Below are 12494 nucleotides of genomic sequence, written 5' to 3'. Positions count from 1 at the left end.
CAGCTCCTCTTCCCCGCACCGGAGGGCGGCCCTGTACGTCTCTCGCTCTGGCGCCGGCGCTTCTGGGCCCCGGCCGTGCGCGCAGCCGGCGTCGAACCGCTGCGCATCCACGACATGCGCCACACCGCGGTCGCGCTCTGGATCGCCGCGGGCGCGAGCCCGACGGACATCGCGTCACGCGCGGGCCACACGTCCGTCGCGGTCGTCCTCGACCGGTACGGGCACCTGCTTCCGGGCACCGACGATCGCGTCAACGATGCGCTCGACGTGCTCGCGAACGGCTCGGCGCGCGCGATGGACGCGCGATGGAATCGAGCAGGTAGGTGAGCGTCGAACCGGTCGTCCACTCCTACCGGCGAAAACGCTGTGGGCGATACTGGTTTCGAACCAGTGACCTCTGCCGTGTGAAGGCAGCGCTCTCCCGCTGAGCTAATCGCCCCGACGCGCCTGGTCGGCGCGGACCGGCAGATTACTGCGCAACCCCGAACGCGGAGCGCGCCGACCCGGGTCGAGCGTCGCGGGTGCCGGGCTAGCCTGTGCGCCCCGGAAGGAGGGTCATGCCGAGCTTCGACGACGTGGCGGCCGGGCTGTGCATGCCACTGGCCGAGGCGATGGAGACCCAGCGGGCGATCCGCCGCCTGCGCACCGACCCCGTCGACGACGAGACCGTCCTGCGGTGCATCGAGCTCGCGCTCCGGGCGCCGACCGCCGGCAACCACCAGGACTGGGAGTGGGTCGTGGTGCGCGACCCGGACGTGAAGCACCAGCTCGCCCGCCTGAACCGGCAGGCCTGGTCGATCTCGAAGCGCCTCGGTCGGCGCCGGCCCCACCCGTTCAGTGCCGACAAGATCATGGAAGCGGTCCAGTGGCAGGCGGACCACTTCGAGGAGACGCCCGTCGTCGTCGTGGCGTGCCTCCGTGGCGCGCGGCCGCTGCTCTCCCCGGCGTCGACGGCCCGGTTCTACGCGTCCATCTACCCCTCGGTGCAGAACCTCCTCCTCGCCGCTCGCGCCCTGGGGCTCGGCGCCAACCTCACCACGCTCCCCTTGTGGTCGACCGTGTTGGTCCGCCGGACGCTGGGCCTCCCGCGGTGGGTGACACCGTGCGCGGTGATCCCGCTCGGCTGGCCCCGAGGGCGCTACGGCCCCACGACGCGCCGGCCCGTCGGCGAGGTCGTGCACGTCGACCGCTACGGCACCCGGCCGTTCGTCGGCGCCCACCGCTGACCCCGTCGAACCTCCGCCGATTCGCGCACGAAGGGCCGCCGGTGCGGCATCATGGAGGTCCGCTCGAAACGTTCGAGGTAGGTGACGACGTGCCCAGAAAAGGACGAGCGCGGCGTTTCCGCGAGGCCCGTGAGCTCAAGCAGGGCTACGACGACGGGTTGTTCCGCGAGGGCAGTGGGACGTTGGCGGACGTCGAGGACGACGAAGCGCACCGCTACCTCGACGACGACGAGGACGAGGACCTCGACGACGAGGAGCCCTGGGACCCGGACGCCCACCCCGAGTAGTCAGCCGGGGCACGCCCGACCGGTCGTCCGGCGGAGCCGGATCGATCAGGTGAGTCGCGGGTCGGGCGCGTCGGGGTCGAGCCCGTAGAGGCGGATCGCCTTCTCCACGAGGTCGCCACCGACCTTCCCCTGGATCGCGAGCCCGTCGAGCGCGGCGACGACGACGTGCGCGGCGTCGACCTCGAAGTGACGGCGGAGCGCGGCCCGCGTGTCCGAGTAGCCGAACCCGTCCGTGCCGAGCGGGAGGAACGGGTGCGGCACGAACCGCGCGATCTGGTCCGGGACGGCCTTCATGTAGTCCGTGACCGCGACGATCGGCCCTTCCACGCCGCCGAGCTGCTCGGTCACGTACGGCGTGCGGGGAGGCTCGGTCGGGTGCAGGCGGTTCCAGCGCTCGGCCTCGAGCGCGTCCTCGCGCAGCAGCTTGTAGCTCGTCGCGCTCCACACCTCGGCCGCGACGTCGTGGTCCTCGAGCAGCATCCGCTGGGCCTCGATCGCCTCGCGCAGCATCGTCCCGCTGCCGAGCAACGCGACGCGCAGCTTCCGGTCCGCCGGTGCCGGCGCGTAGCGGTACAGGCCGCGGACGATCCCCTCCTCGACGCCGTCGGGCATCGGCGGCATCGAGTAGTTCTCGTTGTACAGGGTGAGGTAGTAGAAGCAGTCCTCGGGCTCGGGGCCGTACATGCGCGCGATGCCGTCGCGCACGATCACGGCGGTCTCGTACGCGAACGCCGGGTCGTACGCGCGGCAGTTCGGCATGACGCTCATCAGCACGTGGCTGTGGCCGTCGCAGTGCTGCAGGCCCTCGCCGGTCAGCGTCGTCCGCCCCGCGGTCGCGCCGAGCATGAACCCACGCCCCCGCTGGTCGCCGAAGCTCCACACGAGGTCACCGACCCGCTGGTACCCGAACATCGAGTAGTAGATGAAGAACGGGATCATCGGCTGACCCCACGTCGCGTACGACGTGCCCGCCGCCGTGAACGACGCCATCGAACCGGCCTCGGTGATCCCCTCCTCGAGGATCCGGCCGTCGCGCGCCTCGCGGTAGCTCAGGAGCAATCCCGCGTCGACCGGCTCGTACAGCTGGCCGAGCGGCGCGTAGATCTTCATGTCGCGGAACAACGCGTCGAGCCCGAACGTGCGCGCCTCGTCGGGAATGATCGGCACGACGCGCGACCCGATCTCCGGGTCCTGCATCAGCTTGCGGATCAGCCGCGCGAACGCGGTCGTGGTCGACGCCTGCACCTTCTCGCCCGTGCCCGCGAGAAGGTCGGCGTACGTGTCGTCCTTCGGCGCGCCGATCCGCTTCGGCCGGTTGACGCGGTCGGGTAGGAACCCGTCGAGCGCGCGCCGCCGCTCCATCATGTACTCGTACTCGGGCGACTCCTTGCCGGGGTGGAAGTACGGCGGCAGCGCGTCGCCCTCGAGCACCGAGTCGGGGATGTCGAGATACAGACGGTCGCGGAACGTCTTCAGCTCCGCCTCCGTCATCTTCTTGATCTGGTGCGTCGCGTTGCGCGCCTCGAAGTCGGGGCCGAGCGTCCAACCCTTGATCGTCTTCGCGAGGATGACGGTCGGGCTGCCGACGTGCTCGACCGCGGACTTGTAGGCCGCGTAGAGCTTCCGGTAGTCGTGCCCGCCACGCGACAGCTTGCGCAGATCGTCGTCGGAGAGGTGCTCGACCATCGCGCGCAGACGCGGGTCGGGACCGAAGAAGTGCTCACGGATGTAGTCACCCGACTCGACCGAGTACTTCTGGAACTCGCCGTCGACGGTCTCGTTCATCTTGTTGACGAGCACGCCGTCGCTGTCGCGCGCGAGCAGCTCGTCCCACTCGCGACCCCAGACCACCTTGATGACGTTCCACCCCGCGCCGCGGAAGATCGCCTCGAGCTCCTGGATCACCTTGCCGTTGCCGCGCACCGGCCCGTCGAGACGCTGCAGGTTGCAGTTGACGACGAAGATGAGGTTGTCGAGCTGCTCGCGGGCCGCGACCGACAGCGCCGCCGTCGACTCGGGCTCGTCCATCTCGCCGTCGCCGAGGAACGCCCACACCTTCGCCCGGCTCGTGTCCGCGATCTGGTGGTGCAGCAGGTACCGGTTGAAGCGCGCCTGTGCGACCGCGTTCAACGGACCCAAGCCCATCGACACGGTCGGGAACTCCCAGAAGTCGGGCATGTGCCGCGGGTGCGGGTAGCTCGGGAGCCCGAGCCCCTCGCTGCCGACCTCACGGCGGAACGCGTCGAGCTGATCCTCCGTCAGCCGCCCCTCGAGGAACGCGCGCGCGTAGATGCCGGGCGCGGCGTGACCCTGCATGAACACCTGGTCGCCGTAGCCGCCATCCGACTTGCCGTGGAAGAAGTGGTTGAAGCCCACCTCGTACAGCGATGCCGCGGACGCGTACGTCGAGAGGTGCCCGCCGAGCCCGTCGAAGCGACGGTTGGCACGCGCGACCATCACGACCGCGTTCCACCGGATGAACGCGCGGATGCGGCGCTCGATGTACTCGTCACCCGGGAACCAGGGCTCCTGCTCCGCGGGGATCGTGTTGATGTAGGGCGTGGACACCATCGACGGAACGCCGACGCCCTGCTGGCGCGCCTGCGCGAGGAGCCGCGTGAGCAGGTAGCGCGCCCGGGACTTGCCGCGGATGTCGATCACCGACTGGAGCGAGTCGAGCCACTCGCTCGTCTCCTCGGGATCGATGTCGGGAAGCTGGTGCACGAAACCGTCGATGAACACGCTGTCCTCCATCGACATGCGGACGCCTTCACGTTAGGCCCGCGCGCGCTCGTCTCCGGACCACGACCTCGCGTCGACGGGTCGCGCCGTCTCAGGCGGTCAGCGGTAGGCGGCCGGCGCCGGAGCGTAGCTGCCCGCGGCGACGATCGAGTTCGAGCACGCGGCGTCGGCGCCCTGCGCGGCGTGGCACCCGTCGAGATAGCCCTTCTGGTATCCCGCCTGGTAGCCGGCCTTGTCGCCCTTCTGGTACCCGTTGTCGAACGCGCCCGACTGACCCGCGGTGTACCCGGCGCGCCATCCGGCCCTATACCCGCTGTTCTGCTGGTGCGCGTCGTTCATGCGCACGACCGCGAGCGTGGCCGCGATCCCGATGCAGAGCGCGGCCACCGCGACCGCGGCGACGACGACCCATCCCGGCCGGCGTCGCGCCCGTCGCTCCTCGACACGCTCCGGCGTCGGCAGGAGCTCGACAGCCGGAGCGGGCAGCCGCACGGGAGGCGGCTCCGGGGCGGGACGCTCGACGACGACGGCCGGGTCGCTCAGCAGCGTGAGCCGGCCGCGGTTCGCGACGCGGCGATGGCCCTTGCAACCCGGCGTCACGCAACCCGTGAGATCGTTCCAGCACGGGACGTGGTAGAGCGCGCGGCACGACGGGCACCGCGCGGCCGTGCCCGTGAGGACCTCCTCGTGACAGGCCGTGCAGCTCAGCAACCCGCTCGACGCGCTCGTCGCGTCGGGCTCGAACCACGTCTGGCTCTGCACGCCGCACCTCCTGCCCGAACCGCTGCGCGCCCAGCGGGGGCACACGCTACGACGCCGACCGCGCCCCGTCACGTTCGGCGCGAGGTTGAGCCGGTGGACCTATGGCGCGCGAAGTGTCGTAACGCGACTATTCCCGGTGGGGAGGGGTCGGGGAAGGCGACCGCGACCCGTGCGAACCGACGACGAGGACCTCACGATGACGACGGCCACGCGGGCCCGCATCGTGCTCGCGCTCGTGGCGTGGATCGTCGTCGCCGCGATCTCGATCGGCTCGCTGCTCTACACGACCCTCGCGCGCTGAACGGATCAGCCGCACTATCGGCCTGTCACTCTGTGCGGAGCGCGCCGTCGACGCGGGTGATCTCGAGGAGCCGCACGAGGCTCGGCTGCGGCGACCGCAAGACCAGCTCGCGGCCCGACTGCTCGTAACGGTTGTGCCACGACATCAAAACTGCGAGCCCCGACGAGTCGCAGAAGCCGAGCTCCGCGACGTCGACGATGACCCGCTCGACGTCGCGGCCGGCCGTCCGCTCCAGCTCCTCGGCGAGCAGCGGCGCGGACGCCATGTCGAGCTCGCCGCTCAGTCGCAGCACCGCGGCATCCGGCGCCACGTCGTCCCGTGCGATCGAAAGCTGCGTCATGCCAGTCCCCCACCCGGTGTCGAGGCGCCCCGCGCGACTCGGGACCAGCGTCGGTCGTGGACCCACCGACGTGTGCACAACCTAACGACCGCCGGTCGGCCGGTCTGCGCGGGACCCTACCGAAGCATCACACCATTCTCACAACTGCACAACCGCCTGGGTCGGCGTGACATTCCGACCGGTCACCCGTAGCGGCGGATCGCGGCAACCGACGCGCGCACGTAACCGCCGCCGAACTTGATCGCGTGCACCACGAGGGGGGCGATCTGATGGAGCGGCACTCGATCCTCCCAGCCCGACGCGAGTGGGAAGCGCTCCCCGTATGCGTCGAAGCAGGCGCGGCCGAAACCGCCGAACAGTCGCATCATCGCGAGATCGAACTCGCGACTGCCGCCGTGCGCGGCCGGGTCGATCAGCCAGCTGCGGCCCGCGATGTCGACCAGACGGTTGCCCGCCCAGAGGTCACCGTGCAGCCGAGCTGGTGGTTCCCCCGTGTCGAACGGCTCGAGGCCGCGCGCGAGGCGCTCGAGACCGTCGATCGCGTCGCTGGGAAGCGCGTTCGCGTCCCGGGCCAGCCGCGCGAGCGGCAGCAGCCGGTTCGTCGCGTAGAACTCGGCCCACGTCGTCGTCGGCTCGTTGGGGAGGCCACGACTCCCGGTCGTGCGCCGGTCCTCCCGACCGAAGCACGGCGCGTCGGCCTCGTGGAGGCGCGCGAGCGCGTCTCCGAGATCGCGCTCGGTCGAGCCGGTCGCGTGCCCCTCGTCGATCCACTCGAGCACGAGATGGTTCGGTGCGTCGTCCGAGACTGCGAGCACCTCGGGGACACGCACGGCACCGGCTTCGCGCAACCACCGCAACCCGGCCGCCTCCGTCGTGAAGAAGCCGGGCGGCGCGCTCGGATGCGTCTTCGCGAACACACGGCGGCCGTCGTCGAGATCGACCGCGTACGAGCGCGCGACGTCGCCGCCGTGGACCGGCGACACCCGCGTCACACGGGCGGACAGCGCGCCCTCGACGGCGGAGCGCATGGCCGGGTCCATGTCTCGTGCAGCGTACGGGGTGGCATGATCCCGAGGTGGTCGATGCTCCGTGGCAGGGCGACGCGTGCTCGCTCGTCGACGCGTTCCGCGATGGCGAGCGCACACCGCTCGAAGAGCTCGACGCGACGCTCCGCGCCATCGCGTCGAGCGATCTCAACGCGTTCTCGTTCGTCGACCCCGACCGCGCGCGTGACGTCGCGCGGACGGCCGACGTCTCGCTGCCCTTCGGTGGCGTCCCGACGGGCATCAAGGAGCTCGAGCCCGTCACCGGATGGCCGCACACGGAGGCGTCGCTCGTCTTCCGCAACCGCGTGGCGACGACGACGTCGACGCTCGTGGAGCGTTTGCTCGGGCGCGGCGGTGCCGTCCCGGTCGGGCTCACGACCGCGAGCGAGTTCGGCGGTCTCAACGTCGGCGTCACGAAGCTGAACGGCGTCACCCACAACCCGTGGCGTCACGACCGGACACCGGGTGGGTCGTCGGCCGGGAGCGCGGCCGCCGTCGCGGGCGGTCTCGTCACGCTCGCGACGGGCGGTGACGGTGGCGGCTCGATCCGCATCCCGGCCGGTTACACGGGGTTGCTCGGCATGAAGGGCACCTACGGCCGGATTTCGCGGTCGCCGTATGCGTACTCGCGGCCGGTGACGGTCGTCCTCGGATGCCTCGCTCGCTCGGTGCGCGACGCGGCGCGCTTCTTCGACGTGTGCGCCGGCTACGACCTCACGGACCCGTCGAGCCTGCCGTCGGCGGGCGACTGGGAGCGATCCCTCGGCACGCACGAGCTCGCGGGGCGGCGCGTCGCGGTGTTGCCGTCGATCGGCGGGGTGTGCGCCATCGCGCCAGCGGTCGAGGAGCGGGTACGCGACGCGGCGGACGCGCTCGTCGAGGAGACCGGGATGACCCGTGTCGACGTCGACGTCGCGTTCCCGAGCCTCTCCGCGCAGTGGATGATGGGCAACCTCGCGACGCTGCTCGCCGAGATCGGCGACCGTTGGCCCGCGTGCGCGCCCGACCTGACCGACGAGGTCGCGATCGGGTTGTACACGTCGCAGGCGCTGTACAACCTCAACACGGCGGCGGTCGCGGAGGCGTTGCGACTCAGGGCGTACGAGGCGATGGCACGCACGTTCGAGCAGGTCGATCTCGTGATCGCGGCGACGAACCCCGACATCGCGTTCGCGGCCGACGCCACGACCAGCGCGACGCAGCGGACCTTCGTCGACGCCGCGCGCGACAGCACGCTCGCGAGGTACGCGGTGCGCGGGGTGCTCGCGGGCATCCGCGCGGCGTCGGCCGCGTCCCCGCGTCTGCCTGCGCGCCTCCTCGACGTCGTGTCGCGTCGCATGCCGGACCTCGTGAGCATGGGCGCGCTCACGATGGTGTCGAACATCTGTGGCAACCCGGCGGTCTCGATCCCGGCCGGGCTCGTGGACGGGCTGCCCGTCGGCATGCAGGTGCTCGCGCGCCATCACGAGGACGCGTTGCTGTTCGACGTCGCGCTTGCCGCACAAGGCTGCATGCCGTGGCCGCTCGTCGCGCCCGCGGCGACACCCGTCTTCGCCTGAAGGGCTCGAGCGCTCGGGTCGCGTGCGCGTGGAGCGAGCGCCGACGAACCTTGACCCTCCTCGCGCGGACGAGGAATCTGGTCACGCGATGACAGCCGGATGGAACGTCGTGCGAGCGTCGGAGCTGGAGCGGGCCACGCCGCCGGACGCCCGGCTGCGGATCATGCTGGCCGACGATGCCGTGGCGATCGTCGGCAACGTCCGTCGGGACGCGCACACGTTCCCCCGGCCGAAGGTCCTCATTGGCATCGTCGGCGATCCGTTCCCGCTCGTCCGCGAGGACGCCGACCAGCTCCTCGTCTGCCTCGACACGCCGGCGGACACGACGCCGGACGCCGGACTGTTCGCCGACACGGAGTGACTGCCGGTGCGATCCGGTCGACGGCTGTCGACGTTCACGGCGCGGCAGCGCGGCGTCGTACAATTTTGGTGCACTGGCGACGAACGTCCTGCGCGACGACACCCGCGACGACACCCATGGACGCGAACGGCGACGAGCGTGCGTTCGACCCCTACGACGTGCTCGGCGTCCCGCAGACGGCGACGGACGCGGAGGTCACCAGCGCCTACCGGCGGCTCGCGCGCGAGCTCCATCCCGACGCCAACCCTGGAGCCGACCCGATCGGCTTCCGTCGGCTCGTCGCGGCGTACGAGACGCTGGGTGATCGTGCCCGTCGTGACGAATACGACGCGTCTCACCGTCGTCGCGAGACGACGGGCGCGGCGACCTCCGGCGGCGTCGACGTGCCGGTGCGCCGCGTGAGCGCGGATGGCGGGACGTCGGACGTCCGGCGCGGCGCGACGAGCGCGCACGCTGCCGTGCGCTGCCCTGCGTGCGGGGGCACCGGCGGCGTCGCGCGGCAGTGCCCGGCGTGTGGCGGCGCGGGCTACGGGCTGGCCAGCCGGACGCGGTGGCTCGCCGTGCCCCTCGCATGCCCGCTGTGCCAGGGGAGGCGGCGACTGCCGGTGGCGACGTGCCGAACGTGTGGCGGGCTCGGTGCCGTACGGCCCGGGATGCGGCGGACTCGCTGAACCGCATCGCGCATGGCTCGCTACGCGCGTGCCGGCATGGTCTCCGCGACCCGCCCGTCACGTGTGACCGGGCGCGGTACGTCCGGGAAATCGGCCCGGAACGCGGTGCTGGCGCGCAGCGTCGCGAGGCCGCGCTTCCTGCGCACCGCGTGCCGAGCGTCGACGATGCCCTCGTAGAGCGCGACATGGTCGGCGACGAAGCGCTGCGCCGAAAAGCGCTCCTCCACGTCGCGTCGGCACGCCGCGCGGTCGAGGTCCGCGACGCGGTACAGCGCGGTGACGAGATCGTCGCCGTCGTCGACGACGAAGCCGGTGCATCCGTCGCGAACGATCTCCGTCGCCGCGCCCCGATTCGTCGCGACGACCGGGGTGCCGCACGCGAGGGCCTCGATCATCACCATCCCGAATGGCTCGCACCACGCGATCGGGTTCAGCAGGCAGCTCGCGCCGCCGAGGAGTGCCAGCTTGTCGGAGCCACCGACCTCGCCGACGTACTCGACGTCGCCGCCGAGCAGCGGTTCGACGCACGCCCGGAAGTACTCGTGCTCGGCGGGTTCGCGCATCTTCGCCGCGATGCGCAACGGCATGCCGGCGGCACGCGCCGCTGCAGCTGCGGTGTGGACGCCCTTGTCCGGGCTCATGCGTCCGAGGAAGAGCGCGTACCCGCCTCGCCCGTCGCCAACGGGGAAGCGGTCGACGTCGAGGCCGTGGTGGATCACCGCTGCGATCGGCACACCGCGGGCACGTTGCGCCTGGTCGTGCGAGATCGCGATGACCGGCACGCGCGGCGCGACCGCGCGATAGAGCGCGGCGAGCTCATGGGTGAACGGGCCGTGGTTCGTCGTGACGACCGCGACGTTCGGGAAACGTGTCGCGTAGAGCGGTCCGACGAGCGTGTGGTCGTGAACGACGTCCGCGTCCCGCACCGCGTCGTACGCGTCGACCACGTGCCGGAGCTCGGTCGCGACGCCGCCATACCGGAAGCCAGCCGCGGTGTCGTACGTCCATGCACGCGGGACCACACACTCGCTGTCGCCGGTCGCATACAGGAGAACGTCGTGACCCGCGGCGATGAGACCGCGAGCCAAGGTGTCGAGGACGGCCTCGGTCCCGCCGTACGCGGGAGGCGGGACGGGGACCCACGGTGGGGCAACGATCGCGATGCGCACGGCGACGTGCTCCTCCTCTCTCTCGGTGCGCCGATCGTGGTCATGTCGTGCGTGGTGCGGTGAGCCCGCGGATGGGCTCACCGCACCTCAATGCGGCGCGGCCGTTCAGCGGTCGCCTTCGGCACCCGCAACGTGAGGACGCCGTCTGCCAGCGACGCCTCGACGTGCTCCGCGTCGAGCTCGCCGGGCAGCGTGACCTCGTAGTGGAAGCGCCCGACGGAACGGGTCCGGGACCGCAGGATGCCCTTACGCTCTGCCTCGCGCCGCTCACCCGACACGGTGACGCGCCGGCCCGCGACCTCGACGGCGATGTCGTCCTTCTTGACACCCGGGAGCTCGATCTCGGCGACGTACGCGTCGTCGGTCTCCTCGACGTCGGCGAGCGGCGTGAACATGTCCGCGAGGCCGGGCACCAACGAGCCGAACCCGGTGTCGATGTAGCGCCGCAACTCGCTCGCCGTTCGCTCGAGCTCGCGGAACGGGTCCCAGCGTTCGACGCCGCCGTTGGCGCGCGCAGGAACTGCCATGGTCATCACCTCCTCGACCGGGTGGGACCACCCACCCGGGTGACCCCACCGACGACGTGATCAGGCCGCCGCGCCGCTCGTCTCGAGCGCGGGCTTCGACCCCGACACGATCTCGACCTTGCGCGGCTTCGCCGCCTCCGCGAGCGGGATCGAGAGCGTGAGGACGCCGTGGTCGTAGTGAGCCTCCATGTGCTCGACGTCGAGCCCCTCGCCGAGGAAGAGACGACGGCTGAACGTTCCCTGCGGCCGCTCCGCGACGAGCACCTGGTCCTGCTCGTCGGGCTGCCACGTCCGCTCGGCGGTGATCGTCACGACGTCGCGCTCGAGCGTCACGTCGATCGCGTCGGGATCGACGCCCGGCAGGTCGGCCTTCACGACGAACACATCGTCGTGGCGGTACGCGTCGATCGCCATCGATGGCGACCGGAACGGTGAGGCGAGCATGCGCTCGAGGTCGGGGAACGGGTCGAACCGCATCAGCATGCAAATCACCCCCTCGCTGGCACCCGGCTCGGCCGGTTCGCTCCGGCCACGCCGGTGATGCGACTGCTGTTTCGATCAGCCTTTTCGACAACGCGGACCTGCGTCTGTATTCCGCGTTTTCTCCGCTTTCGTGCATCGCGGTGCGGGTGCGTCGCCGCGACGTCGCGACCGAGGTTGCGAGCGACGCTCCGCGAGCGGTGCAGCGCCGGTGTGTCGGCGCGTGTCGGTTTGTCGTGGACGTGCGCGGTGGCGCGACGAGGCGCTCACCGGACCGAGCCTGTGGCCGAGAGGAGGCAGACGAAGAGCTCGCCTCGGCTTGCCGGGTCGGACGACGTGGCGACGACGCGTCACGAGACGAGTGAGACGTCCTCACGGAAGGGACCGACGGTCGGTGGGCTGCGCCGCACCGAGGTTCGCATCGGGGTGCGTTCGCCAGCAGGTCCGGCGCACGACGTGCACGCGCGGCCCACCGACCGTCGCGATGGTTCAGCTTGGCCTTCGCCCGAGTCCATCACCTCCTTCCGCTCGCGCTGAGTCGTACGAGAGGTCGCGGCGCGCCGGCGGCGTCGCGGCGCAGTCAGGAGGTTGCTGTCTGGATCGCCTTCGCCGCGCCGTCGCCGGCGCTGATCTGCACCCGGCGCGGCTTGGCCTGCTCCGCGACCGGGATGGTCACCGTCAACACGCCGTTCTCATAGCTCGCGTCGACCCGGTCGACGTCGAGACCCTCGCCGAGGAAGAGCTGACGCGTGAACGTCCCGTGCGGGCGTTCGGCCGCGACGATCTGCAGCTCATCGGCGTGCTGCCACTGCCGCTCCGCCGACACGTTGAGGACGTTCTTCTCGATCGTGAGGTCGATGGAGGCGGGGTCGACGCCCGGCAAGTCGAAGTGGACGACGAATTGGTCGCCCCGGCGGTACGCGTCGATCGGCATGGCCGCCGGCCGCATCCGCGTGCCGAGCGTCTCCTGCGTGAGGCGGTCGAGCTCACGGAACGGATCCGTTCGCATCAGCATGAGTACCA

Annotated in this window: 15 protein-coding genes and 1 tRNA gene; 7 read left to right on the top strand and 9 right to left on the bottom strand. The window is 71.1% G+C overall.

Annotated features, from left to right (window positions below):
- Window positions 1–327 (top strand): tyrosine-type recombinase/integrase (locus tag VFC33_10250; GenBank protein ID HZR13620.1); only part of this gene is annotated, 327 nt, incomplete at its 5' end.
- A gap of 40 nt (window positions 328–367) precedes the next feature.
- On the opposite strand, the gene VFC33_10245 is transcribed toward VFC33_10250, so the two are convergent.
- Window positions 368–439 (bottom strand) — tRNA-Val (locus VFC33_10245).
- Window positions 440–557: 118 nt separating this feature from the next.
- Between VFC33_10245 and VFC33_10240 the strand changes: the two genes are divergently transcribed.
- Together VFC33_10240 and VFC33_10235 are read left to right on the top strand one after the other, a co-directional pair.
- Window positions 558–1226: a nitroreductase family protein gene (locus tag VFC33_10240; GenBank protein HZR13619.1), complete on the top strand. Its 669-nt coding sequence runs from the start codon at window positions 558–560 to the stop codon at window positions 1224–1226.
- An 89-nt stretch (window positions 1227–1315) separates the two neighbouring features.
- Window positions 1316–1513: a hypothetical protein gene (locus tag VFC33_10235; protein ID HZR13618.1), complete on the top strand. Its 198-nt coding sequence runs from the start codon at window positions 1316–1318 to the stop codon at window positions 1511–1513.
- 45 nt (window positions 1514–1558) lie between these two features.
- On the opposite strand, the gene aceE is transcribed toward VFC33_10235, so the two are convergent.
- Together aceE and VFC33_10225 are read right to left on the bottom strand one after the other, a co-directional pair.
- Complete coding sequence (aceE, locus tag VFC33_10230; GenBank protein HZR13617.1) at window positions 1559–4255, bottom strand: pyruvate dehydrogenase (acetyl-transferring), homodimeric type; 2697 nt, start codon at window positions 4253–4255, stop codon at window positions 1559–1561.
- A gap of 99 nt (window positions 4256–4354) precedes the next feature.
- Window positions 4355–5017: a Yae1 family protein gene (locus VFC33_10225; protein HZR13616.1), complete on the bottom strand. Its 663-nt coding sequence runs from the start codon at window positions 5015–5017 to the stop codon at window positions 4355–4357.
- A 169-nt stretch (window positions 5018–5186) separates the two neighbouring features.
- On the opposite strand from VFC33_10225, the gene VFC33_10220 reads away from it, so the two are divergent.
- Window positions 5187–5318 (top strand): hypothetical protein, encoded by a 132-nt coding sequence (locus tag VFC33_10220; protein ID HZR13615.1) that lies wholly within the window; start codon window positions 5187–5189, stop codon window positions 5316–5318.
- 25 nt (window positions 5319–5343) lie between these two features.
- Here the strand turns inward: VFC33_10220 and VFC33_10215 are convergent, their stop codons facing one another.
- Window positions 5344–5658 carry an STAS domain-containing protein gene (locus VFC33_10215; GenBank protein ID HZR13614.1) on the bottom strand — a complete coding sequence of 105 codons (315 nt, stop codon included), beginning with the start codon at window positions 5656–5658 and terminating at the stop codon, window positions 5344–5346.
- 182 nt (window positions 5659–5840) lie between these two features.
- Window positions 5841–6698: a fructosamine kinase family protein gene (locus VFC33_10210; protein ID HZR13613.1), complete on the bottom strand. Its 858-nt coding sequence runs from the start codon at window positions 6696–6698 to the stop codon at window positions 5841–5843.
- A gap of 35 nt (window positions 6699–6733) precedes the next feature.
- On the opposite strand from VFC33_10210, the gene VFC33_10205 reads away from it, so the two are divergent.
- The 3 genes from VFC33_10205 to VFC33_10195 all read left to right on the top strand — a co-directional run bounded on the left by VFC33_10205 (window position 6734) and on the right by VFC33_10195 (window position 9295).
- A complete protein-coding gene (locus tag VFC33_10205; GenBank protein HZR13612.1) occupies window positions 6734–8263 on the top strand; it encodes an amidase in 1530 nt (509 codons plus the stop codon).
- 88 nt (window positions 8264–8351) lie between these two features.
- Complete coding sequence (locus tag VFC33_10200) at window positions 8352–8624, top strand: hypothetical protein (GenBank protein ID HZR13611.1); 273 nt, start codon at window positions 8352–8354, stop codon at window positions 8622–8624.
- 116 nt (window positions 8625–8740) lie between these two features.
- Window positions 8741–9295, top strand: a complete 555-nt coding sequence (locus tag VFC33_10195; protein HZR13610.1) for a DnaJ domain-containing protein — start codon at window positions 8741–8743, stop codon at window positions 9293–9295.
- Between the two features lie 20 nt (window positions 9296–9315).
- On the opposite strand, the gene VFC33_10190 is transcribed toward VFC33_10195, so the two are convergent.
- The 4 genes from VFC33_10190 to VFC33_10175 form a co-directional block, all read right to left on the bottom strand.
- On the bottom strand, window positions 9316–10464 hold the full coding sequence (locus VFC33_10190; protein HZR13609.1) for a glycosyltransferase family 4 protein: 1149 nt from the start codon (window positions 10462–10464) through the stop codon (window positions 9316–9318).
- A gap of 77 nt (window positions 10465–10541) precedes the next feature.
- Window positions 10542–10991: an Hsp20/alpha crystallin family protein gene (locus VFC33_10185; GenBank protein HZR13608.1), complete on the bottom strand. Its 450-nt coding sequence runs from the start codon at window positions 10989–10991 to the stop codon at window positions 10542–10544.
- Window positions 10992–11051: 60 nt separating this feature from the next.
- The gene (locus tag VFC33_10180) at window positions 11052–11474 is read right to left on the bottom strand and encodes an Hsp20/alpha crystallin family protein (GenBank protein HZR13607.1); all 423 of its coding nucleotides are present in this window, start codon (window positions 11472–11474) and stop codon (window positions 11052–11054) included.
- A gap of 577 nt (window positions 11475–12051) precedes the next feature.
- Complete coding sequence (locus VFC33_10175) at window positions 12052–12486, bottom strand: Hsp20/alpha crystallin family protein (protein HZR13606.1); 435 nt, start codon at window positions 12484–12486, stop codon at window positions 12052–12054.
- Window positions 12487–12494 lie beyond the last annotated feature (8 nt).

The sequence above is a fragment of the Acidimicrobiia bacterium genome (genome assembly GCA_035651955.1).
Taxonomy (GTDB): Bacteria; Actinomycetota; Acidimicrobiia; order IMCC26256; family JAMXLJ01; genus JAMXLJ01.
The sequence above is the reverse complement of the archived record's forward strand: the minus strand, read 5'-3'. Positions and strand labels throughout refer to the sequence as shown.

Bases quoted from the DNA above. Each gene is read 5' to 3' on its own strand.
- VFC33_10180 (HZR13607.1), bottom strand. From the start codon at position 11,474: ATGCTGATGCGGTTCGACCCGTTCCCCGACCTCGAGCGCATGCTCGCC.
- VFC33_10210 (HZR13613.1), bottom strand. From the start codon at position 6,698: ATGGACCCGGCCATGCGCTCCGCCGTCGAGGGCGCGCTGTCCGCCCGT.
- VFC33_10185 (HZR13608.1), bottom strand. From the start codon at position 10,991: ATGGCAGTTCCTGCGCGCGCCAACGGCGGCGTCGAACGCTGGGACCCG.
- VFC33_10215 (HZR13614.1), bottom strand. From the start codon at position 5,658: ATGACGCAGCTTTCGATCGCACGGGACGACGTGGCGCCGGATGCCGCG.
- VFC33_10240 (HZR13619.1), top strand. From the start codon at position 558: ATGCCGAGCTTCGACGACGTGGCGGCCGGGCTGTGCATGCCACTGGCC.
- VFC33_10195 (HZR13610.1), top strand. From the start codon at position 8,741: ATGGACGCGAACGGCGACGAGCGTGCGTTCGACCCCTACGACGTGCTC.
- VFC33_10175 (HZR13606.1), bottom strand. From the start codon at position 12,486: ATGCTGATGCGAACGGATCCGTTCCGTGAGCTCGACCGCCTCACGCAG.
- VFC33_10200 (HZR13611.1), top strand. From the start codon at position 8,352: ATGACAGCCGGATGGAACGTCGTGCGAGCGTCGGAGCTGGAGCGGGCC.